19 protein-coding genes and 1 pseudogene are annotated in these 22,462 nt (G+C 39.8%); 8 read left to right on the plus strand and 12 right to left on the minus strand.

Going from position 1 to position 22,462, the window contains the following annotated elements; translation table 11 throughout:
• The 3 genes and pseudogenes from M23134_RS11590 to M23134_RS37935 all read left to right on the plus strand — a co-directional run.
• A pseudogene (locus tag M23134_RS11590) lies at positions 1 to 481 on the plus strand (DUF4097 family beta strand repeat-containing protein); the annotation flags it as partial.
• 97 nt (positions 482 to 578) lie between these two features.
• On the plus strand, positions 579 to 1,361 hold the full coding sequence (locus M23134_RS11595) for a DUF4097 family beta strand repeat-containing protein (RefSeq protein ID WP_002696201.1): 783 nt from the start codon (positions 579 to 581) through the stop codon (positions 1,359 to 1,361).
• A 55-nt stretch (positions 1,362 to 1,416) separates the two neighbouring features.
• Positions 1,417 to 2,208, plus strand: coding sequence for a DUF4097 family beta strand repeat-containing protein (locus M23134_RS37935; protein ID WP_053337294.1), 792 nt, complete (start codon positions 1,417 to 1,419; stop codon positions 2,206 to 2,208).
• Positions 2,209 to 2,664: 456 nt separating this feature from the next.
• On the opposite strand, the gene M23134_RS11605 is transcribed toward M23134_RS37935, so the two are convergent.
• Complete coding sequence (locus M23134_RS11605; RefSeq protein ID WP_002696205.1) at positions 2,665 to 3,309, minus strand: hypothetical protein; 645 nt, start codon at positions 3,307 to 3,309, stop codon at positions 2,665 to 2,667.
• Between the two features lie 272 nt (positions 3,310 to 3,581).
• Positions 3,582 to 4,922, minus strand: a complete 1,341-nt coding sequence (locus M23134_RS11610; RefSeq protein ID WP_002696207.1) for an alpha/beta hydrolase — start codon at positions 4,920 to 4,922, stop codon at positions 3,582 to 3,584.
• A 179-nt stretch (positions 4,923 to 5,101) separates the two neighbouring features.
• Here M23134_RS11610 and M23134_RS11615 point away from each other — a divergent pair, with 179 nt between their 5' ends.
• Entirely contained in the window at positions 5,102 to 5,803 is a 702-nt protein-coding gene (locus tag M23134_RS11615) for an outer membrane lipoprotein-sorting protein (protein WP_002696209.1), read from the plus strand.
• 46 nt (positions 5,804 to 5,849) lie between these two features.
• On the opposite strand, the gene M23134_RS11620 is transcribed toward M23134_RS11615, so the two are convergent.
• From M23134_RS11620 to M23134_RS11640, 5 genes are all read right to left on the minus strand, one after another.
• Positions 5,850 to 6,269: a hypothetical protein gene (locus tag M23134_RS11620; RefSeq protein WP_002696211.1), complete on the minus strand. Its 420-nt coding sequence runs from the start codon at positions 6,267 to 6,269 to the stop codon at positions 5,850 to 5,852.
• A 3-nt stretch (positions 6,270 to 6,272) separates the two neighbouring features.
• On the minus strand, positions 6,273 to 6,686 hold the full coding sequence (locus M23134_RS11625; RefSeq protein ID WP_002696212.1) for a hypothetical protein: 414 nt from the start codon (positions 6,684 to 6,686) through the stop codon (positions 6,273 to 6,275).
• Positions 6,687 to 6,692: 6 nt separating this feature from the next.
• Positions 6,693 to 7,268 (minus strand): RNA polymerase sigma factor, encoded by a 576-nt coding sequence (locus tag M23134_RS11630; RefSeq protein WP_002696213.1) that lies wholly within the window; start codon positions 7,266 to 7,268, stop codon positions 6,693 to 6,695.
• Between the two features lie 328 nt (positions 7,269 to 7,596).
• The gene (locus tag M23134_RS11635) at positions 7,597 to 8,379 is read right to left on the minus strand and encodes an OmpA family protein (protein WP_082226552.1); all 783 of its coding nucleotides are present in this window, start codon (positions 8,377 to 8,379) and stop codon (positions 7,597 to 7,599) included.
• 257 nt (positions 8,380 to 8,636) lie between these two features.
• Positions 8,637 to 11,357, minus strand: a complete 2,721-nt coding sequence (locus M23134_RS11640) for a CHAT domain-containing tetratricopeptide repeat protein (protein WP_002696216.1) — start codon at positions 11,355 to 11,357, stop codon at positions 8,637 to 8,639.
• A gap of 560 nt (positions 11,358 to 11,917) precedes the next feature.
• Here M23134_RS11640 and M23134_RS37940 point away from each other — a divergent pair.
• Entirely contained in the window at positions 11,918 to 14,809 is a 2,892-nt protein-coding gene (locus M23134_RS37940; protein WP_002696218.1) for a leucine-rich repeat domain-containing protein, read from the plus strand.
• A gap of 58 nt (positions 14,810 to 14,867) precedes the next feature.
• Here M23134_RS37940 and M23134_RS11650 read toward each other — a convergent pair whose 3' ends face one another.
• Positions 14,868 to 15,419 carry a hypothetical protein gene (locus M23134_RS11650; RefSeq protein WP_002696220.1) on the minus strand — a complete coding sequence of 184 codons (552 nt, stop codon included), beginning with the start codon at positions 15,417 to 15,419 and terminating at the stop codon, positions 14,868 to 14,870.
• 655 nt (positions 15,420 to 16,074) lie between these two features.
• Here M23134_RS11650 and rpsT point away from each other — a divergent pair.
• From rpsT to M23134_RS11665, 3 genes are all read left to right on the plus strand, one after another.
• A complete protein-coding gene (gene rpsT / locus M23134_RS11655; protein WP_002696222.1) occupies positions 16,075 to 16,329 on the plus strand; it encodes a 30S ribosomal protein S20 in 255 nt (84 codons plus the stop codon).
• A gap of 116 nt (positions 16,330 to 16,445) precedes the next feature.
• Complete coding sequence (radC, locus tag M23134_RS11660) at positions 16,446 to 17,219, plus strand: RadC family protein (protein WP_082226553.1); 774 nt, start codon at positions 16,446 to 16,448, stop codon at positions 17,217 to 17,219.
• A gap of 20 nt (positions 17,220 to 17,239) precedes the next feature.
• Positions 17,240 to 17,851 carry a DUF1684 domain-containing protein gene (locus tag M23134_RS11665; protein WP_002696226.1) on the plus strand — a complete coding sequence of 204 codons (612 nt, stop codon included), beginning with the start codon at positions 17,240 to 17,242 and terminating at the stop codon, positions 17,849 to 17,851.
• 92 nt (positions 17,852 to 17,943) lie between these two features.
• On the opposite strand, the gene M23134_RS11670 is transcribed toward M23134_RS11665, so the two are convergent.
• The 4 genes from M23134_RS11670 to M23134_RS11685 all read right to left on the minus strand — a co-directional run bounded on the left by M23134_RS11670 (position 17,944) and on the right by M23134_RS11685 (position 21,845).
• Complete coding sequence (locus M23134_RS11670; RefSeq protein WP_157558452.1) at positions 17,944 to 18,228, minus strand: energy transducer TonB; 285 nt, start codon at positions 18,226 to 18,228, stop codon at positions 17,944 to 17,946.
• Between the two features lie 247 nt (positions 18,229 to 18,475).
• Complete coding sequence (locus M23134_RS11675) at positions 18,476 to 19,435, minus strand: polymorphic toxin type 23 domain-containing protein (protein WP_002696230.1); 960 nt, start codon at positions 19,433 to 19,435, stop codon at positions 18,476 to 18,478.
• Between the two features lie 369 nt (positions 19,436 to 19,804).
• The gene (locus tag M23134_RS37945) at positions 19,805 to 20,488 is read right to left on the minus strand and encodes a retron system putative HNH endonuclease (RefSeq protein WP_002696232.1); all 684 of its coding nucleotides are present in this window, start codon (positions 20,486 to 20,488) and stop codon (positions 19,805 to 19,807) included.
• A 118-nt stretch (positions 20,489 to 20,606) separates the two neighbouring features.
• A complete protein-coding gene (locus M23134_RS11685) occupies positions 20,607 to 21,845 on the minus strand; it encodes an AAA family ATPase (RefSeq protein WP_002696233.1) in 1,239 nt (412 codons plus the stop codon).
• Between the last annotated feature and the right edge of the window lie 617 nt (positions 21,846 to 22,462).

Consider the following 22,462-nt stretch of genomic DNA (forward strand, 5'->3'; position numbering starts at 1 on the left):
ATTGACATTGAGAGGCATACGAAGAAAAAAAGTGAATTATTATATCAAGGTACCCAAGGGGGTGGCGTTGGCAGTAAAACTAAGAAGTGTACACGCAGGACGCCTGGAGGTGAAAGATTTTGACGGAGAAATAGAAGTAAATGTGACGTACGCAAAGGTGTTGCTCCACAATGTATCGGGACCCGTATTGGTGAATGCTACCTACAAAGGAGCAAAAGTGGTATTTAGCAAGGTAAACCAAAGCAAACCTTCTTCTATAGTGTCGCCTTATGGCGATGTAGATGTAACTCTGCCCGGTAATACCAAAGCCAACATAGTGGCAGAGTCGTCTTATGGCGACATATTTACCAACCTGGACATTAAGCTGGGCAGTGGTAAAGGGTTGCAACGAAAAGCCAAAGTAAAAGGTACACTCAATGGTGGCGGAGTAGACATAGAAGTTCGTTCACCTTACAAAAATGTGTATATCCGCAAGAAATAATTCAGACTACCATATATACTATAACCATACAGGGGCAGACATAAACGCTGCCCTTGTAATTTATTACACCATTAAAAAGATATAAAACCAAAATTCCATGAAAAATTTATTGAATCTACAGCAGTGGGCATTTGCGCTTGCTTTGGTATCATTGACTGTTTTTGCTCAAGCCCAAACATTTAAAATTCCGGTAAAATCGGGTACGCTACAGATTGGCGAAATGACGGGAAAACTCTTGTTGGAAGCCTACAATGGTTCAGAGATTTTGATAGAAGGTGGGCAAAGACATCGCCACTCTGACAATGAAAGAGCCAAAGGACTGAAGCCGATTACAGGAGGAAATGACAATACCCAAATAGGGCTCAATTATAAAACCGAAGGAGAGGTAACTACCATCAAGGCGGTGCGTAAGGTCAGCTCTAGGCAGTATACCATCAAAGTACCCCAGGCAATGAAGCTCAGGGTAGATATTTCAAATAACTGGTTTAATAAGTTGATAGTCAAAGGGTTTGGTACTGATGTAAACATTGATATACGCTATGGCAAAGTTTGGGTAGAGCAACTCAGCGGGAGTGTACAGATAGAGGCACGCTATGGGCTGGTAACGGCAGACTTTGCCAGTATGAGCAATAATGTGAGCATAGACGCCCGCTATGGAGGCATGGACATTAGCTTGCCGGCGAAAACAAAGGCCGACCTGAGAGCCAGTAGTCGCTATGGCGAAATATTTACCAACATGGACATTCAAACAGATAAGGCTCAAGAGAGTAGTTTGAAAAGCCTGACGGCTACCACCGAGGTGACTGCTAAACTCAATGGAGGGGGCAAAGCACTGGTATTAGAAGCCAGACATGCCAATATTTATCTACGCAAAAAATAAATTATATAAGGTATGTGCAGCGCCTGCACATACTCATCACCAACTACATATTTCCATGAAAACTAAAGTAAAGACCCTGGGTATCATATGTTTGACACTGTTGCTGAGCCTGCAGGCGTGGAGTCAAAAGACTCCAGTAACTACCTCAAAAACGGCTAAAAAAATAGACAAAACCTTTGACTTTGATCAAAGCAAAGAGTTGTTTCTAAACTTGAAATATGCCAACAATATCAAGGTGAAAACCTGGAACCAAAATAAAGTACAAGTAACGGTATGGGTAGATATTAATGGGGGCAAACACAATGATAAATTTGAACTGAATACAGACAAAAGTTCAAGCGATTTTGAAATTCGTTCGCGGATTAAAGACTTATCGAAAATTACCAAGACCCTCATTGTTACTGGCGACGAGCATAATAATTATCAATCGTATGGTAACTTGACAGTGTACAACGACGAAGATGGAAAACATCACGTCAATGGGCGTTTTTTATTGGCAAACATTCGCTATGAGGTAAATGTGCCTGCCAGTACTAAACAGCTTAAAATAAAAACCATTAGTGGCAACATAGAAATGCAACACCCAAAAAACTGCCAGCTCAATCTAAAAAGTATCAGTGGTTTTATAGATGTAAGCATTGCTTCGGGGCAAAAAGCCAACCTTGATATGCGCTCTTATTCGGGCGATGTTTTTTCAGACCTACCCATCAAAATAAAGCCCCCTATGGATAAGTCGTATCGCAAAATAGGTGGACGAGCTCGTCTGAAGGGCAAACTGAATGGTGGAGGTACCGAACTCCGACTCAAATCGTTTCAAGGCAATATATATTTGCGTAAAGCAAAGTAGGGGCATAGTTTGGGCCCTGACAAGGTTCTAGGGACTCTAGGTGCCCCGCAAGCGGGATGTCGGCATAGCCTCCACTAGCAACTAACAAGTTGATAAGTTATTTAATTTTAAGTGTTTATCAACTTGTTAGTTGGGAACCTTGGCTAACCTGCCAACTCCAGGCTAAAAAACTAATAACTGATGTTACGCAGTAATTTCCAAGTCTGCTTATTTACTCAAGTTACGCAGTTTTCTGAAGGTCACCTGTTTCTATTGTTGAATGGCTTTATTGCGCAATGCGTAGCCAAACCATTGAGCCATAAAGCCATATAACCATCAAAATAAGTAGGTCTGCGTAACTTCAGTTATTTATATTGTTTGATAGCTTTATTGTTTTATGGTTGCGCGATGCGTAGCCCAATCATTTAGCAATACAGCCATATAACCATTAAAATAAGTAGGTCTGCGTAACTTCAGCTAATAATATTCCACTTCTACCTCTTCTTCGGTAATGTCGTATACCACCAGTCCCATTTGCCCATACAAGCGTAAATCGTTGAGGAGGATAGACTTAGGAATTGCCAATTCAGTAAAAAAATTGGTATGCTCGCGCCCTTTCCAGCTATGGTTTTTAAGCACTTCTTTATGTTGCACCAAATAGTCATAGAGATAATCGGCTTGTTTTTGGGTGTTAAACTGAGTTTCAAACGGAAATACTGCCTCACATTGTCCCAATCCTAAGTCGTTGTACCATAGGTTGCTATACAAGTTAGGGTCTTTGTCGTGAATGGTAAGCGACGACACATACACAAAATCTTTTTGAGGCTCAAGCACCAAATACCAAACATTGGGTGTGCCAATGACTGCCGGGCGCAAAATGGCATCTTCTCCCCGCATCAGGCGTTGGTATACATCTCTAAACTGAAGTCCCATCATTTCTACGTGGCAACAGTTAAACTGGTGATAGCTTTGCTCATCGATATTAATGAGCAAGTAAGAACTTTTTAGGTTTACCTGAGATTTTTCGATCCATCCCCTTTTAAAAAGCTCTATGTAGTCTATCAAAGAAACAACGTGGTCTTTGGCATACCAAACACCAATCTGAAATCTTGCTTGTGGCATAAAATTCTACTTTCTGGTCTTAAACATCGTACAATAAAAATACAAGACTTATTGAGCAATAGTCCATAGTATTTAGTCGATAGTCCATAGCTGATTCGAATAAATGTTCACCTTGTTAAATGCTGTAAGCCAGTATTTTATATTAAGATTGCTTACTCATTTTATTTTTAAAAGCGTTTCGGTTTTACGCCTAAACACCCCATTAAATAGTTTTTAAATTCATCAATAACTGATCACCAGCAACCGATTTTGACTAAAATTACTGCTCAATATTAATTCTTTTTTTTCAGAGTAAGCAAAGCGTAAAATATAAAATCAGGATCGCCCCGTTGTAACAGGGTCTCTATCATCGTTTGCAAGTTGGGCAACAATGTCCGCTTTTCGCTATATCCATCCTTTGTAAGGTAGATTGGTCGTTTAAAATCAACCATAGCAGGCCGAAGGTATATAGTGATGTCCTGCCGCCATTTTTTTACTTCTATTAGGTTTTTTATCCGGTCTATGGTCACCTCTACTTGTTCATTTTCGAGTGGTTTATTGTCGGCTTTGAGCCAATAAAATAGTGCACCATTTTGCGAACGACTGGAGGCAACAGTGTTTCTGTGCCATACAAGGTGGTTGGGCAAAGGTTGGCGCGTATATTGGCTGAGCCACGCAATGGCGTTGGTAGTTGCCCTGCCCGGTTTTTTTCTTGAGGGGTTTTGCTGCCATTCATAAGGGTTGGCAATCACTACCGATTTTCTGTTTCTGGGGCAGTCGGCTACACTACTATGCCGTTTGCCCCAGTGTACAAACACCTGATGTTTGAATTGTGATGGATACTTTTGTTGCAAACGCTTTAGCTTTTGGGCAAAACCCACTGTAGCCTTATTGCGTTGATAGGCATTGTCCAGTTCGCCTACCTGAAGCAAAAAGGGAACTTGCCCCAGATTCAAAGGAGATATATTGTTATGGTGACCAGCCGACATATTGGCGGCAGCCCAACGATCGGGCATGCGTGGCACCACCTGATATACTCCATCGCCCCCTGCCGAATACCCCAACAAATACACCCGATTAGGATCTACACCTCCAAACAATACCATATTTTCAATCAGGCGGTCATACAAAGGGTAAGACTCTGCTACAAAGTGTAGGTTCCAGGTATTGGTTACCCCACGCGGCGCTACATAAATACCATTTTGTACACACCTTAAATAATAGCTTTGCATTGCCCGCCACTGACTGTCATTGAGGCGGGCGGGTGCACCACCCCCTCCGTGCAACGCAATATACAGTGGGTAGCCCTTGGCGGGTTTACGCCCTTTGGTAGTAGCAGTATAACGCATGGTTTTGTTACCAAAGCTAATGCTACGTTTGGTATATTCACGTTGACGTGCTGGGTTTTGGGTTTGTTCTTGTACATATTTTTGCCACAGTATGCTTTTTATTTTGTCGAGGTCAAGCCCCGATAGGTCATAGTTTTGAGACTTGACTAAAGCCTGGAGACTAGAGATTGACTGGTTTTTGATCAATTGAATGACTTCTTGGATATTTGACGGCTTTTGCATCTTTTGTGCCTGCAAATTGGTAAGTGTACTCAACCACAAGGCTGTAATTAGCAGTATTTTCATAAGTGGGCAATAACGTATTTACAAATAGTTTGCAGAAGTGACAATATACGCCAAACTATTGGATGGCAGGCATTTATTGTGTTAAGTATTCTTAGATGACTGTAATAAACTTTTTGTTGGAGCTACCAATCAGGTGAAGCCTTTTTGCAACTAAAAAAAACTTAGACCTAAAAAATACAATGACTAAACTAATATCGAGTGTATTACTTTGCCTTGGCTTTGTGATTGGGCAGGCGCAAAACGCAGATAAAATTGTGAGTACCCACATTGAAAAACTAGGAGGCATTGACCAGCTCAGGGCAATGAGGGCGCGTGTTCAAAAAATGACAGTGCGATCGCAAGGGCAAAACATCCCAATGATAGAGTATCACAAGCGCCCCAACAGGTTGAAAATAGTGGTACAAATACAGGGAATGGACTTTGTAACCAGTGCTTATGATGGCAGGCAAGGCTGGAAAATGAACCCGTTAGGTATGCCAGAGAGGATGAGTGGCTACAACACCCGCAAAATGGGTGGCCGGGAGTTTGACAGGTTATGGGTAGATTACAAAAAAAGAGGGCATAAAATAGCCTTCAAAGGCAAACAAAGGGTCAAGGGACAAGACTGTTATAAATTATTAGTTACCAAAAAAGACGGGCAACAAGTGGCCTTTTGTATAGCTACCCAAAGCTATATGATCTTAAAAGTAGAAAGTATCAGAGAAGAAACCGGAACTAAAGTAACTCGTTATTATACGGACTATAAAAAGGTAGGAGGGGTTATGTTTGCCCACAAAATTACGGGTGTCACAGAAGGAACCAAGTTTGATATTACCATCAAATCAATAAAAATTAATGAGCCGATCAACGACAAATTGTTTGCCTATCCGGGAGACAATTGATAATGCCAACACCCACAAATACAGGTTTGTGGGTGTAAGCACTTGCTTATTCAGGTTTGTGGTGTTCTTTGCGATGGTGTCGGCGGGGTTTGCCTCTACCTCGTCGTTCAAACCTCCGTTTCAAACGTTCCAGTCTTCTTCTCAAATACTCCATCTGATCATCTTCTAAATGAACCGAAACCTTTTTCTGAAAATCCTCCTCCATTTTTATCAAGTCATTAAAATGTTGTTTTCTTAATCCGTGCCGTTGCTTAAAGTGTGCTTCTATCATAGGCTCTATAATGACTTGTTGGTCTTCACTTACATTGAGGCGTTCTATCAAGTGATGTTTAAATCGGTCAGGCTCACGAAACCGCCTCGATATGTTTTTCACTTTTTTGCGCACAAAATACCCTGTACCCAATGAGCCAAGCACAATGCCTATGAGCAAAGTAGCGATTAATATAACAGTTGTTTTTATTTTCATAACTTAGAAATTCTCCATTAAAAAATAGTCAGCATCTTCGGCAGCCACTTCCGAAATACCCAATAAGGTGTCGAGCGAAAAACTTCCCTCCATAAAATAAGTGTTGATAATGAGCAACACAATCACTGCCATTCCTGACAAGGCCACCTTAGGAAACATTTTGGTGAGCCACTTGGCAAGGGCAGGTTCCTTGGGTTGTGTTTGTAGCGTGTCTATTTTATGCATGACCCTTCCGGCAAAAAATGGAGCAAATTCAGGCGATTGGGCAGCCGTCAACTTTCTCAGGTTTTGCAACGCTATCTTTTCCCGGCGTAAATCTTCTGATCTTTCCAGCCCTTGGTTCAAAGCGGTCTGCTCTTCGTCAGACAAATCGCGGTCAAACGATGCTACCAATAAATTATACAATGTTTGATCCATCTGGAGTTAGTTTAAATCTTTTAAAATTACTTTCAATTTTTCCTGGGCTCTTTTTAAGCGGGAAAGGACAGTGCCCAGTGGAATATTTAAAATTTCGGCGGTTTCTTTGGTAGAGTATCCGTCTATCATTCTTAGTACTACCACACTCCTAAAGGCAGGCTCCAGGGTTTGTACTGCCCGTTGTACTACCTCTTGGGTATCTTTATGGTGCTCTTTATTTTCGTCGGCAATTTCTCTTACATAGTCTTCCTGTTGTTTGTTAGACGAGAACAGAGAAAAAATACCCTTACGTTTACGTTTTTTCAGTTCGTTGAGCGATAAGTTAATAGCAATGCGGGTGAGATAAGTACCTACGTCAGCCTCTCCTCTGAATTTTGCCAGTGCTTTGTAGAACCTAATAAAAGTCTCCTGCCCCACGTCGTCAGCTTCGGGTGTATTGCCTAGCATACCTATTACAGTAGCGGCTACCTGAGCCTCATACTGTTTTATTAACGCCGTAAAAGCGGCCTGGTCGCCCGCTTGTGCCTGTTGCACCAATGCCCATGCTTCTTCACGCGAAACTCTCTGGTCGGTTTTATTCATTATGTATGTTGCATGTATTTGCAATGGTCAAACTGCTTTGTTCAATACTTAGGAACATGTTCAAAATAAGTGTCGAGATTGAGGTCATAAACTCAAGGCTGACTGAGGCACTTTTTGCGGGCGTAGCAGCGCTACGGACAATAAAAGTAACGAAAGTCAGGAAAGAGGATATGTTCTAAACCGGACAGTTATTGCGATCACGTTCCTTAATTTACAGTTTAGACAAACACAAGCAATACTTTATTCCCGAAAGGGGAGAAAAAATAAAAAAAGCCTTGTCGAAGTGTTAGACAAGGCTTTTTTTGTTACTATGACAGCTCTGCCCAAACTACTCTATCAAACGAACCTCAATTCTACGATTTTTGCTCCTTCCAACGGCGGTATCGTTGCTGGCTATAGGTGTCGTAGCCCCTTTGCCTATTACTTTTAGACGGTGTGCCGCAATGCCCTGGCGGACAAAATAGGCCTGAACAAAACTGGCCCTTTTGAGTGACAACGCCTTGTTTTTTTGTGTATTTCCTACGCTGTCAGTATGACCTTCTATCAAGAGGCGTGCTTTGGGGTATTTCTTTAGCAACTTTACAATGGCATTGAGCTGGGTATAAGTGCCAGAGTTGATTTGAGGGCTACCAGATGGAAACAATAAACCCTTGGTATACTTTGCCAGTGCTTGGCTGAGGCTGTTTTTCAGGACAGGAGGGGTACTATTTTCCGGGCAGCCTTTGTTGGCATAACTTCCTTTCTTTTTTGGGCATTTGTCCTCAAAATTGGGAACCCCATCCGCGTCATCGTCCAAAATAACAATACTTACAGTATCTCTCTTTATTTCTTTGCCCTCCTTTTCGGTAATAGCAATGGTGTATATATGGGTAGCGGTTTTACTCACTATCTTTGTGGTTTTCAACAAGTCTACTGTATTGATGGTATCACGGGCAAAAGTATAAATACGGTTTTTTTTCGTTTCTACAATAGTATGTCGGTGCGACTCCGTCACCACTACCACAGTGTCTTTAGTAATTTTAGCAGCTCCTTTCAAAAACTTGGCTTTTTTGGTACAACTTGCCCAAAGCAATGAGCATATACAACAAGTGATTAACACAGATTTTTTCATTGACTTATCAAGATTTATTGAGGATATATTACTTATCGTTTATTTTATATAAGTACCGAGGCAGAATTAAATATACCTAATGAGTAGGAGTAACAACCATATTATGAATGAGTTACCCTTACTTGTAGCTAACTACTTGCTGCTACTTCGTCACTGCTCAAATGTAGCAGATTATCATCATTACAGTCAAAGCCAAATAAAGCTTATCTGAGTAAAATAATAAAGCCTTTTTTAGTAATCTAGTAAATATCATCGTCTTATTTCCCAATTAATACAAAAGGAGCCCAGTAAAAAGGTGGAATAGGATTGCCTTGGTAGTCCTTCCCTTCACTAATTAGTCGTAGCTTTGCTTGACGCAATGCCTCGTGCTTAGTTTTGCCGGCCAGTAAATAATCATAAAAATTGATCATCAATTGTGAGGTAGACTCGTCAGCTACCGACCAAAGCGATACCAGTACACTCTTAGCTCCTGCATACAGCAATGCTCGACTCAACCCTATAATTCCTTCTCCTTTAGAAAGTTTACCCAGCCCGGTTTCGCAAGCTGATAGGGTTACCAGGTTTGCACTGAGTTCCAGGTTAAATATTTCGCCAAAATAGAGTGCACCATCGTCTTTATTCCCCTTAGACAACAACACCCTGGAGAGCTCCGGATATTGTTCGTTTACTACTCCGTGGGTAGCCAGGTGCACATAGCGGTAGTTTTTCAACTCAGATGATTTTATTTGTTCCTCTCGTGCCTCTGTTTTAAGGTATAATCGTGTTTTTCCATTTTTTTTGGCAAAAAGCGCTTGTATTTGATTTACTTCCCGCTCGGTAGCGGGTAAATTACTCTGTTTTTTGAAACTGACGGGTGCCATCAACAAAATGTCTTTAGAAGTAGCTGACGCACTTATGGGGTCTTTACTTTGCAAAAACAAGGTAGCAGAATAACTATAGCTAACCCCTACCTTTTTGATCAAATAAGGGTAGTTGCGCAATGAGGTTTCCGGAGTTACCTTCGAGGTAATCAGTGCCTCAAAGGGAAGCGTACTCATGAAACCATCAGGAATAAGAATAAGCTTTTTGATTTTGCGTGAAATCTTTTGGGGAAACAACTGCTTGTACAGCTTGAGCCCTGTTTTGTCAATCCTTCGTTTAAAGTACAATCTGTTACGCATTGAAATAATGTGCTTGTCAAACCTCTCCATGAGCGGTAAATCCAGTGCTTTAAACTTGCGCTTGCTTATGTAAAAGTAGTACAGGCGTTGGGTTTTTTGCCCTATAAAGTAAAGTATCATTGCCGATTCATTGTCTAGGGTTAGTTGTATTTGTGGCACCGACACGGTCAAAGTATTAAATTTTAGGTTGTAATAATCAGGGTAATTGGTTTCTAACTGTTTGGTAAAAACATCATATTGGCGATTGAATGCAAATAGTTTTTCTCTAAAAACCTTCTCTTTAGCAGTCTCCAGCCCTGCAGCAAGCTGCTGTTCATAATAAGATATGTCGGCTTTGAGTTGTTTCTCCTGAGCAAGTAGCTTGGGAGGAATGCCAGCAAACTGTTTGGCGTCAGTATCTGTAATAGCGTCAAGTAATACTGCCGACTTGCTTTTTTCGGCAAAATAAAACGCCTTTTGAAAGTAATGTTTTTTACGCAATGACACTTCACTCATTGCCATACTGATGCGAATGCCATCTTCATAAATTTCGCTGCCAATTTTCCCCAAGGCAATCTTATCACTTTGGTTGGTACGCAACCTCCTTACTTTCTCTAACAAGTCGTCGCACAGCTCCAGGGTTTGCAATGCCATTTTTAAATCTCTAAACCTCAGGCTTTTGCCAAAATGGAGTGCTTCAAAAGTTTGTGCTTTGAGCAACAGCGAGTTTATCAGTATATCTGCATTATAATATTGGTTAATCTCAGGGTTGGTCAGTACATCGGCACTGTTAAAATCTGGTACATTAGCCCTGAGTGCTTTTTGATAGGTATTGAGTGCAGTGCGGTAGTTGCTTTGCTTGGTGTGTATGGCACCCATCAGGTTGTAAACACTGGCGAGTTCGGGGTGCTTTTCGCCAAAGTTTTTTTTGTAAATGTCCAACGCTTTTTGCTGATATTCCAGTGCTTTAGGCAAGTTCTCCTGATCGGCGTATACCTGCCCTATATTGGTATACACAAAAGCCACATTAGGGTGTTGGTCATTGTACACCTTTTTGCGAATCGCGAGTACCTCATCGAAGAAATCAAGGGCTTCTAAAAAGTTTCTCTCCCGTTGCTTGATAATGGCCATATTGTTATAAGTATTGGCAACCTTTATAGGCTGTTTTTCTTTCTTGTAAATATCAAGGGCTTTTTCATAATATTGGTAGGCCTCTTTGGGTTTGTTTTGGCTGTAAATCAATCCTATATTATTGTAAGATGCCGCTACCTCGCTGTGTTGGGCACTATAAAGCGACTTGCGTAGTGTCAAGGCTTTTTGATGGTATTCAAGCGCAAGTGCCCGGTTGCCCGTGTTCCAATATACCAACCCCAGGTTATTATAGCAGTGTGCTTTACCTGCGTCAAACTGCTGGCGGGTATAAATATTCAAGGCTTTTTGAAAGCTTTCAAGTGCCTGGTCATTTTGCCCTTTGTTCAGGTATATTTCCCCGATCACATTGAGTACTCCACCTTGTTGTGTCAGTGCTTGAGCCGATTGATTTTTAAGGTATATTTGGGTGCTGCTACATACCTTCAGGGCTTCGTCAAGCTGCCCCTGGCGTACCAGATATTCACCTATTTTATTTTGGCAATCAATGTATAATTTCCAGTGTTTTGTTTTATTAAAATTTACACCCGCTTTTTTTAAGTAAATGATGGCCTGGTTATATTTTGCCTTATTCGCTAGTTGTCGGGCTTGCTTTACCAATAGCAATGCGCTGGCATTTTGTGCCCCAAGGCGTTCAACATTGCTAAACACAGCAATGATCAAGAGTAAAAGAATAGAAAGTTTTCTCATAAATAGTGTTTAAAAAGGGTAGTCAATATGCCTTTGTCAGATTACTTTGCACTGAGTTCTATACAAAAATATTAAAAAATAGCAGGCTGCCTATGCTGTGGCATAACAAAAAATAACTTTTCAATTATATTCTTTGTCAAACTTTTGATGCTATGTATATAGCACAAAACCATAATAGATGGGTAATGGTTGCCTGTGTGCTACGAAAAATCGTGCGTGGTACGGTATTTCGTTATTTTTCCACAGCGCTGAAAATTATTTGTTAATAATGTTAACTGATAATCTGCGTTTTATTGTGCTGATAATCAATGGGTTAATGTTTTTGTTTTATAAAAATTACGATCGTGGCATTTGTTTTGAATAAATGTGAGTACAAGTCAATGACAATTGGCTAAAAGATATTTAATAAGCTTTGTGGTTAGGAAAGAGAAAAAGAGGTTGTTTTGCAGCCTCTTTTTTTATGCCCTTTGCTCAACGACTTATTCGACCTTTTTTGGCAAAATGCCACTAGATATCTATACATTTTTTATATTTGATTGAACCCACACCCAAGTGTTTAAATGGAACAATCAAATCTGGTATACCAACAATTAACCGAGAAACAAGGTGCAGCAGTACATACCGCTTTGGCTTTTCTGAAAAACAAGCCTTGTGCAATCAATAAAGAAATAGGCACTGCTTTGTTTGGCTGGAGCTGTAGGGTTGAATATCCTGCTCTTTCTAAAGCTGCCTATTTGCTTTGGATAGATTTGGTAGAAGGTGCGGCTCAAGTGGCAGCATTAGACATTTATAAAAATCATCAGAAACAACCTAATAATTTTTATCGCTTATGTCAACATGTGGTAGACTTGCCCAACTATGATGTACCAACACTCCAGTTGTTTTTTGATTGGAGGTATGATTCTAAAATAAACTTGTCAGGCAAAACAGACCAACCCTTAAAGAAAATTCCCCCTTTGTTTAGTAAGGCTAATTTTTGTATCAACATCAAAGAAATAAGCATTGAATACCATTACATAACCAACATTCCTACTGATTTTTTTAACCTTACCCAACTCAAAAAACTAAGTTTTGCCAACGGTCAATTACTGAGTATGCCCAAAGCTATCCAACAGCTGAAACACTTAGCAGTGTTAGACTTGTCACACAATGATCTGTCTACCTTGCCTAAAGCCCTCAGTTCACTATCAACTCTGGTGCAGTTAAACATCGATGGTAACCCCCTCAAAAGATTGCCATTATTTTTAGAGAAATTTGGTGTTTTCACTCGTTTTTTTGATGCTTATCAGTGTGGAGTTCCCAAAGGACAAGAGGATATATTTGTAGAAACGTTTAAAGGCTTACCAGACCATTTAAGCCATCAACAAATGACCACATTATTTTGTGCCGGGGGTTTACACCCAGATAAAACAGTACGGAGCGAGGCAAAACAGCAGTGGTTACAACGTTTGCCTGACGGAGTAGCAGAAAACTTATCTTATTGGGTGTATAGAGTCAAGCTCGACTACATAAAATTTTTGCTGTACTTTAATGAGGTGCAAGCGTTGGTTCCCTTGTTTGACAATGACATAGTAACAGGTTGGTTGAAAAGTATTGGCTTTCGTACCCGTAAAAAGGCAGCATTGATAGACCTGAACCTGGAAGCCATCCCTGATTTCTACTTTAAACCCTGGTCTACCTCCAGAGTTGACCTATCGGGCAATTTGTTTACACAGGTTCCAATGCAGGCTTTGTTGGGTATTCATAAGTTAGTAATGCTTGATATGAGCCATAACCTCTTAGAGAGTTTGTCTGGGCAAGCTTTACAACAATTGAAAGAATTAAGAGAGTTGAACCTTGGGCATAATTTTTTTAGTGCAGTTCCGGTACACCTGACAGAGTTAAACAAACTTGAGAGTCTTGACTTGAGTCATAACTTATTGACAGAGTTATCAAGTGAGTTGCCAGTATTGCCCAAGCTCCAAAAACTCAATTTATCGTTCAATGAATTGGCAAAAATTCCCGCCGAAATTACCCAGTTTACCAATCTACAGGAGCTGGATTTGTCTTATAACTTTTTGGGTGCTATCCAAAATAGTGACTATACCTATAGCTACGCCTTGCCTTTAGAAATAAGTTACCTTGATGCGCTTACCCATTTATATTTGAGCCATAACCAACTTACCCAATTACCACCAGGCATTGGCTTGATAGAAATGCTCAAAGTGCTGGACTGTAGTCATAACCAATTTGTAGAAATTCCGTGCGAAGTATTTGAGGCAGAAACTTTAGAAGTACTTGATTTTTCTTACAATAAGCTTGAAGCAATCCCCGAAGATATTGCGCTCCTCCCTCAACTCAAAAAAGTAATACTTACCGGTAATCCACTTACTACAGGAGCAGTGAAAAAAGCCCGTCATTGGCGTAAAGATGTAGAATGGGTGTATAACCAAGAGCCGTTAGAGGTAAATGTTCCCGCATCGGTACGTCGCAAACCAGGCGAAGCCTTGTTATTGAGTCAAGGCAAAAGCTTTTATAAAGAAGAAAAATATGACGAAGCAACTATTTGCTATGTTCAGGCAGCTGCTTTAGGTGGCTACGAAGGGCTCAATGCACTGGGCGAAATTAATCTGTACAAAAAAAAAGACTACCAACAAGCGTTGCATTGGTGTAGCAAGGCAGCCAGGCTCCAAAGCCCGGAAGCAATGCTGTATTTGGGATGGATGTATTACAAGGGGCTGGGAGTAGCCGTCAATCTTACTAAAGCAACGCATTGGTTTGAGCAATCGGGAGCACTTGGGCTGATTTCTGGGCAGTACAATGCTGCGCTGATGTATCATCATGGACGTGGAGTAAAAGTAAACTTTAGCAAAGCCGTGTTTTGGTATCATCAAGCAGCAGAACAAGGACATGCCAGCGCAGCGGCTAACCTGGGGTGGATGTATGCTGATGGCAAAGGAGTGACAATAAACAAAAGTTTGGCTGCCGATTACTACCGCAAAGCGGCGCTTAAGGGGCAACAAGATGCACAACGAAACCTGGCCCATCTGTTAAGAGACGGTGATGGAGTGGACAAAAATGAAGCAGAAGCGTTTAATTGGTACGAGAAAGCAGCCAGTAAAGGTGATGCCTCGGCATTGGTTAACTTGGGGTGGATGTATCAAAAAGGCAAGGGGTGTAGGCAAGATTACATAAAAGCACTCAAGTATTATACAGAAGCCGCCAACAAGGGGCACTCAAGGGCTCAGTATAATACTGGGGTAATGTACCAGTTGGGGAAAGGAACGTTTAGGAATCTTTCCGAAGCTTTTGCCTGGTACAAACTGGCGGCCGAACAGGGGTATGCCAATGCTCAACAAAGAGTTGCCAAAATGTATGCTACTGGGTTGGGGGTAAAGCGAAACAAAAAGCTGGCAGAGAAATGGCGGGACGCCTACCTAAAAAGTGTCACCGATGCAAAGCAAAAAAAATAGGTGAAGGCTTCATTGCCTCCACCCATGATAATGAATGTCTGTGAGCTTTAATAATGGCTTAGTTCAAAGAGTAGATAGGTTTCCACATTTCTACCATTTTCTTTACAGCATCTTCAGGAATGAACTTCATTTCGCTGAAAGGCTTACCAAATTGCTCAGTCATATGATTGTACATAGACTCAAAGTTGTCATATACCTTGTTCATGTTCACTTTGTATAGTTCGATGAAGTCAGTATTAGCTACTTTGTCAGAAGAAGAACGCATATACTCATATACTTTCTGCGCAAATTTTTCTTGAGAATCAACCCACTCTTTCAAAAAGTCAGGAGCATCATCTAATTTCAATTGACCTTTAGCAGTGTCAACCATAGAATCTACAATTGATTTTTGCTTTTCAGACCAATCTTTGTACAATTCGTTCGCTTTTTGTGCAGCGTCAGTTCCTTCAACAGTTTTCTGAACTTTTTTAGCAGCTTCAACAAAGTTAGTCATTAACTGAGTCTGAGCGTTTACAAAAGTTTCGAAAACCTCACGGGTACGAGTTTGTGCAGCTTCTTGAGTAGCTTCAACTTTTGAAGACTTTTGAGATTTTGTTTTTGTATTATTCATAGCAAAATACCTTTTTTAACTTCTTTGTACAAATGTATAAAGCTTGATGTGTTTTGTGAAATTTTTAAGTATATTTTTTTGTTTATAGTCCTTTATTTGCACATAACTAAGAAAATAGGGGGTGTTGATTGTATTTTTCTAATAAATGCAATGTCGGAGTAATATGAGGAAGGTGTTTTGTACTTTGCAAATAAGCTTTTTGTTTTTAGATAGATTGATGGCTAAACTAAAAAACAAAATACTATAGCCTGGTAATATTATATGATAATTTGATAATATTAACATTTAAATAATACAACTAAGTGAGTATAATATGAAAATTCGAATTTTTTTTATGAAAATTGCTATTTGTTGTTCATATATTACATCAGGGACTGATAAGCCTTCACACGTTTTTTGGGAAATCTAATTGAAATCAATAGTAGGGCAAGAGATCAGTAAAAGATGAAAGTTGAAGGTGGGAGTGTTTTGGGGCAGATACATTAAACCTTAAATACATACTACTCCTGTGAATAGTGATAAATGAGTGCTGGTCTAAAAAATTACTATTAAAATTGTAGCACAACCTTGAATAACTCAATATTTACTTATAAATTTGCGTCTCTTTTTTTGAAAAGCAGAACCATAGATATAAACGAAAAGAATTTAGTGAAGTATGGCAAATCATAAATCAGCTCTTAAGAGAATTAGAGCAAACGAAAAAAAACGATTAAGAAATCGTTACCAAGTAAAGCAATTACGTGCTACTTTAAAGCAGTTGAACGCTACTAAAGAGAAATCTGAAGCTGAAACTCTTTTAAAAACAGCTAGTTCTCAATTAGACAAACTAGCCCGTAAAAACGTAATTCACAAAAATAAAGCTGCTAACCAAAAATCTAAACTTACCAAACAAGTAAGTGCTTTGGGTTAATATGAATTAGTAGCAAATTACTTCCCAAAAGATGAGGTGGAGCCGTATATTTTGTAATGTATGGCTTTTTTTATGCCTAATTCTGTAACTTGCCTCAAACAAAGGCTTTACATACTATGCAAGATATTGTTTCGTCTCAGGCAAACAACAATGATGATCAAACGGTTGATAAAACAGCCAATAGCGAAGAGTCGTTTTTGGAGCCAGGTCGTTTACAGATCACCCGTTGGGCAGAAGAAGACCGTCCACGAGAAAAGTTATTGCTTAAAGGTAAACACTCACTTTCCGACGCTGAACTTATCGCAATATTGATTGGTTCAGGTACGGTGTCGGTAAGTGCAGTAGACCTTGCCAAACAAATACTCAACAGTGTAGGCAATAACCTGAACGACCTTGCCAAACTTAGTATCAAAGACCTGAAGAAGTTTAAGGGAATAGGAGAGGCCAAAGCTATTTCTATTATAAGTGCGTTGGAACTAGGACGCAGACGCAAAGAAAGTGAGCCGAGCCGCAAACCACGCATTACTTCATCAAAAAACGTGTACGACCTCATAGCTCCTCATTTGATGGACTTGGGACACGAAGAGTTTTGGGCAGTGATGCTTAATAAATCCAATGTAGTAATAAAAAAAGAACAGATAAGCTCTGGTGGAGTGTCGGGTACCATTGCTGACCCTAAGGTTATTTTTAAAAAAGCAATAGAGGCATTGGCTTCGTCTATCATTGTGGTACACAACCATCCTTCGGGTAACCTGCAGCCTAGTCAGGCAGACATAGGGCTTACCCGTAAGCTGGCCGAAGCAGGTAAAATGCTTGATATACCTGTATTAGATCATATGATTTTTACCGATTACAATTATTACAGTTTTGCCGATGAGGGCATGATGTAAATTTGAAATAAGAAAAAACAATGAGAAAAATATATTGGATTGTAAGTGTTGTTGTGGTGATTAGCCTGGTGTATTCTTTTTCAAGTACTGACAAAAAGAAAGTGTCTAAAGATTATGTAACCAGAATCATGGAGGCACGACAGGCAAAAGATGAGTATTTTGAAAGTGGTAAAGATTCACCAATCAAAGATAAAAAGGCTTTTCATGGCTTACATTATTATATACCTGATGCAGGGTATCGGGTACGTGCTACTTTAGAAGTAAGCCCTAAACCTGAAATGTTGGAAATGCCTACCAGCAATGGTAAAAACGAAAGTTATATAAAGTATGGCTATGTTGAGTTTAATTTATTAGGCAAAAAACATCGCTTGTTGGTGATGAAAAAAGAGCCCAAAGATAAAATACTATTTATAGCATTTACCGACCAAACCACCGGTGAAGAAACTTATGGGGCGGGCAGGTACTTGGATGTACCCTTGGTAAACGGCAACGAGGCCAACGTGATTTTGGACTTTAACCAGGCATATAATCCTTATTGTGCTTATAATGAATCTTATGTATGCCCCATGCCGCCTCAGGAAAATCACATGGAAGTAGCGGTGAGAGCAGGCGAAAAGGCCGAAAAGCATTAGAGAGCAGGCTTAAGAAAGCTATAGTAAAAAAGCCTGAAGTTGTTTTCTAACAGCTTCAGGCTTTTTTTGGCTAATGATGTATGGTCTCTAAACTAGATTTTTACTGCAAGTATTTTTTTCACTCTCACTGGCTTACCATTTTGTTTGCCTGGGTACCAGCGAGGGGCTTCTTGCAATACTTTGATGACAGCATTGTTACAGGCTGCACCTCCTAATCCTTTTAATACTTTGATATTACTTAACTTTCCGTCTTTTTCGACTACAAACTGTACAAACACATTTCCTGTAACTCCTTTTTTATGCCTTTGCACATTTTTGCTCACATAGTCATGAAAGGCCTCTAGCCCAGTGCGGGGTTTGGGAGCTTTTTGAGCCATTTTATATATTTTGTCTTGGCCTATACCTTGGTATGAGATGAAGGTAAACATTAGAAGGGGTAATACGAAAAGATACTTTTTAAAGTTCATATAGGGTTGTTTAGAGTAATTAATACAAAATAACATCATTTATTTGCACAAAAATAAACATTTTGGTAACTAAATACGTAGTCATCTGGGGATTTTTTTGATTTTCAACCTTTAAAATTACAATTTTATCTGATTTATAGCTTATTTCGAGAAGATATCAATAGAATAGGTAAGGATTAAGGGTAAGGTGCAATACGCCCTGGCTTGGTTTAATGCGTTGGTTGGGTTGGTAGGTATAGGGCAACCCGTCAGCATCTATCATGGGTACATGAGGATTTTTAGAAGGGTTCCACTTACTGGGCACAAAATATAAGTCATGTATCAGTTTATTCTGAAGAAAATGTCTGATTATTTCTGCATCCAGCCCAACTTCAGCCCCTATTATTTGTCTATAAGGTAAAGCCTGCAACACTTGCATGGTTAAAATACCATGCGAAAACCTGCCATACATAGCATTTGACATATCCCGGTAGCCATATTGTGCAGGGTAGTTGGCATTTTCAATGACTGGGGTTCGCCCTGAATTACCTGTCCAAAACCGGGTATTGAGTGCTATCATTGTATTTTGAACCTGGTAAGCGATCCAAACCCCTCCCGTTCTAAACTTATCTACTGCCATATCACCCAAAGCATCATTCTCTGTCACGAGCCAAAACCGATTTGCTTGAAAAGCAATGGTTCCGGTGGTTTGCGAAGTTTTAATTTTGTCGTGATATACATTAAATACATACCCCAAAGCATTCAGACGTTTCATTTGGTTGCCAAAAGGCAGTAAAAAAGCGTACGCTTGTACTTCTGTTTGTTTGCCCCAGCCAAACATTAGCCCATAGTTGGTTTGTACCTCGATGCCAGGCAGCAAACGGGGAGGGCCATAAGTAGTTACGTTGTATTGCCATCGGGTTTGGAAGTTGAACTGTACCTGTTCAAAAAAGTAATAGGCTTTGAACACCACACCCAGTGAGTTTTGGTGCGAGCCCAGCGAAAGCGAAATACCTATAGTGCCACCAACACCTTCGTTGAGGTTAGGTTGGGCTTGAGTAGATTTGGATAAGACGAGGTTGAAGAGTAAGCAAAATACAATGAAATAATGCCAGTAGAACAGTTTTTTTTGCTTCATTTTTCTAAATAATTGTCAAGTGATATTTATCTGTCCAATACCTGTTTGATTTGTGGAATCTTTGGTTTGGTCATAAAGTCCTTGTCTAACCAGGGTTTTCTTATAAAAGGCTCTTTAGGAGAATATACCCCAAAAAAAACGTATTCCCGCCTCGGGCAGTGTCTCCACGCCCGATCGAAACCTCGTACTTTGCAAGCTTCAGAGAGGCTTCTCAAGAATAGTTTTGAGAGGGTATAGCTTCAGTATAATATTAAGCGTGTATACACTCAAATTCGGAAAAAGAGTATATCAGAAAGGAAATAACAAGGGGTTAGTAGGTACTTGCTGGCAGTTTATCACCCCATCAATGTCTAAAAACAACAAGTGTATTTATAAACTACTCAAGTAAGACAAAACTACCCCGGCAAAGCGTGGGTAACGCCCGTTTTTGTCGCGTTTTTGGTACACTGTCATCGCGTGTTTGATTTTTTCTTTGTCTTTTACCTTACGCAGTACCTTGGCAAGTTCAGTAATAATGGCTTTGCGTTGTTCTTTAAGTTTACTGGCGTTTAGGTTGAGTACTTCTATAGTATTGAGCACAGTTTTTTCGCTGGGTGACAACTTGTTCATATTGAGCTGAATTTGTTTGATGGTGCGTAGCCCGTAAGCGTTTATTGGCACTACTTCGCCCAAAGTGTTATACTTAAAATAAGCATTGCAACGAGTGTCGTCCATAAATTTAGGAATGATGGCTTCATCTTTATGCGCAGCACAATGTTGGTATTGAGGAGGCATGCCTTCAGATGTACTGCATGATAAAAACAAGTTTTCGTAATTGAGTTCCTCTTTTTTAAAGTATTGTTGAGAGTGAAAATGCACCAGTCGTGAGGTTTGTTGGTTGATTTCTACCTGACAATAGCAACAAAGCCCACCCTGATAGTATAACAAAGAGTTGATGATGTCTTTGATGACCTCGTCTGGCAATACATCATAAGAAGGTTTCCAGTTTTTGTGCTTTAAACCTTTGAAGTTTGTAAGTGACTCAGGTTCAGGTCCTTTTTGAATGTATCTCATACAGTTTGATACAGAAAAATTGTAAGTCCTACACCTGCTAATTGGCTCAACCAATCACCTGGGAGGTGGACGTAAAATAGTTAAATATAATTAGGCTGCAAGTTCAAATATACGAATATTATTCGTCTTCATAAAATGCCAGCAATACGTCGGCTCTTGCCAACTCCGGGTCATCGTTTCCAATGGCTTCTTCGAGTTGTTTACGCAGGTTCATCGCATTTTCGCTCAAGCCTTCGCCCACTTCAATCAGCTCAAAATATAAGTCTAGCTTGTCTTGTACATCTTCTATGCGTTCGGGGGTAGCCATTACATTACGCAACACATCATTGGCAGTGCGCCCATAAGTATTTACACTATAGTAAGCTTTGCCATCTACCATTGTTACAATACGGTCTTGTACCGTACTCAAAATCAAGGGAGAGTGGGTAGTGACAATGAATTGAATTTTAGGGAACGAGGTTTTCAGGTTATTCACAATTTCTTTTTGCCAGGAGGGGTGCAGGTGTAAGTCCAGTTCGTCAATCAATACCAACCCTTCGGTCAATTGAGCCGCATCTTCGCCCAGGTGAGGGTTTAGCATTGCACAACGAAAAGCAATATCAGCCACTGTAGCAAGTGTGTTACGTACCCCATCACTCAAATATTTAAATGGCAATTTTCGCCCATCGTTGTACTCCATAATCAACTCGCGGCGGTTAAAATCGAAGTATACATTTTCGCAGCCATCCACACAATTACTTACTGTTTTGCGTACTACCTGAAGCCCTACCGATTCTTTGCGTTGTTGCAAAACCACCATTTCCTCTTTTTCAAACCACTTGGTAAAAAACTTGTTGTTTGAGGTCGCTTTCAAGCCATTGTAGTAGCCATCTTTGAGGCGCGAACCACTGATTTTGGTCGTATCAGAGCGTTCTTTCCAAAGGCGTTCGGTAGAGTAGTAAGCAACCATTGGCAAGTTTACGTTTTCGCCTGCCCGTACCCGGCTCTGAATCTCTTTGGCAAGTTCTTTTATTTTAAGGGCTTTTACGTAAGTTGTCTTGTTTTTGGGGCCAGTCAACTCTCTGAGCCAACTGATTTCCTGCCCATTAATCACTCCCCAGGTTTCTACTTCTACCGGAAACTGTTCGTTAATGTCAAACTCGGTGCTTAATACTCTGATATCTTCGGGACGAATGTGGCGGTTTTCGGCGTAATCGATGCCCAAAAAAAACGACCCTGCAGCTACTGTCAATGCTTCCAGTACAGCGGTTTTTCCGGTACCATTGATACCAATGACAATGTTGAAGTTAGGGTGAAACTCGATTTCGGTTTCCTCATAACATCTAAAGTTTTTGAGGCGAATTTTATCAATTCTCATATATTCAAGGGGTACACTTGCTAATTTCTAACTAAATTTTGTTCCCTAATGGATAGATATTAGGTGGTATAATACTGACTATCAGACATTTTAATGTAAAATAGGTTTAAAAAATATTTTACCGAATGAATGGTAAGAAAGTACAAACGCATCTTCACAAATATATGTGAAATGCCTAAAGCTTTGCAAATAAAGCTACCCAAAAGTTATTGATAATTAAATAATTACCGAAGCTTTTGGGTGTTTTTTAGAGCAGTTTTTTTAGTAAACCCCTCTCTGTAACAAAAAAATAAGCCAAGTCAGGGTAGTTAGAAACTATAAATAGGTAATTGTGTGATTTTTTCATAATGTTCTATTATTTTTATCAACCAAGACAGATTATTTTGTAAGTTTATTTATATAAATATAAACGTTTTGAATGATATTTTGATCTTGTTTGGTTAGTTTAGATTTATTGTTTTTTTTGTTTTTATTCTATGTAATGCTCATATTTTTAACACCTGGATAATATACGGTTAAGTTGTTTTTAGTCAGTAATTTATGGACTAGTTGAACGACTCTGGAATAGTAAGTTAAACAACTTGATATTTTAGTATTATTTCCATAAAAAAGTGTTT

It is taken from the genome of Microscilla marina ATCC 23134 (assembly GCF_000169175.1).
Classification (GTDB): Bacteria; Bacteroidota; Bacteroidia; order Cytophagales; family Microscillaceae; genus Microscilla; species Microscilla marina.

Bases quoted from the DNA above. Each gene is read 5' to 3' on its own strand.
- M23134_RS11595 (WP_002696201.1), top strand. From the start codon at position 579: ATGAAAAATTTATTGAATCTACAGCAGTGGGCATTTGCGCTTGCTTTG.
- M23134_RS37935 (WP_053337294.1), top strand. From the start codon at position 1,417: ATGAAAACTAAAGTAAAGACCCTGGGTATCATATGTTTGACACTGTTG.
- M23134_RS11605 (WP_002696205.1), bottom strand. From the start codon at position 3,309: ATGCCACAAGCAAGATTTCAGATTGGTGTTTGGTATGCCAAAGACCAC.
- M23134_RS11610 (WP_002696207.1), bottom strand. From the start codon at position 4,922: ATGAAAATACTGCTAATTACAGCCTTGTGGTTGAGTACACTTACCAAT.
- M23134_RS11615 (WP_002696209.1), top strand. From the start codon at position 5,102: ATGACTAAACTAATATCGAGTGTATTACTTTGCCTTGGCTTTGTGATT.
- M23134_RS11620 (WP_002696211.1), bottom strand. From the start codon at position 6,269: ATGAAAATAAAAACAACTGTTATATTAATCGCTACTTTGCTCATAGGC.
- M23134_RS11625 (WP_002696212.1), bottom strand. From the start codon at position 6,686: ATGGATCAAACATTGTATAATTTATTGGTAGCATCGTTTGACCGCGAT.
- M23134_RS11630 (WP_002696213.1), bottom strand. From the start codon at position 7,268: ATGAATAAAACCGACCAGAGAGTTTCGCGTGAAGAAGCATGGGCATTG.
- M23134_RS11635 (WP_082226552.1), bottom strand. From the start codon at position 8,379: ATGAAAAAATCTGTGTTAATCACTTGTTGTATATGCTCATTGCTTTGG.
- M23134_RS11640 (WP_002696216.1), bottom strand. From the start codon at position 11,357: ATGAGAAAACTTTCTATTCTTTTACTCTTGATCATTGCTGTGTTTAGC.
- M23134_RS37940 (WP_002696218.1), top strand. From the start codon at position 11,918: ATGGAACAATCAAATCTGGTATACCAACAATTAACCGAGAAACAAGGT.
- M23134_RS11650 (WP_002696220.1), bottom strand. From the start codon at position 15,419: ATGAATAATACAAAAACAAAATCTCAAAAGTCTTCAAAAGTTGAAGCT.
- rpsT (WP_002696222.1), top strand. From the start codon at position 16,075: ATGGCAAATCATAAATCAGCTCTTAAGAGAATTAGAGCAAACGAAAAA.
- radC (WP_082226553.1), top strand. From the start codon at position 16,446: ATGCAAGATATTGTTTCGTCTCAGGCAAACAACAATGATGATCAAACG.
- M23134_RS11665 (WP_002696226.1), top strand. From the start codon at position 17,240: ATGAGAAAAATATATTGGATTGTAAGTGTTGTTGTGGTGATTAGCCTG.
- M23134_RS11670 (WP_157558452.1), bottom strand. From the start codon at position 18,228: ATGGCTCAAAAAGCTCCCAAACCCCGCACTGGGCTAGAGGCCTTTCAT.
- M23134_RS11675 (WP_002696230.1), bottom strand. From the start codon at position 19,435: ATGAAGCAAAAAAAACTGTTCTACTGGCATTATTTCATTGTATTTTGC.
- M23134_RS37945 (WP_002696232.1), bottom strand. From the start codon at position 20,488: ATGAGATACATTCAAAAAGGACCTGAACCTGAGTCACTTACAAACTTC.
- M23134_RS11685 (WP_002696233.1), bottom strand. From the start codon at position 21,845: ATGAGAATTGATAAAATTCGCCTCAAAAACTTTAGATGTTATGAGGAA.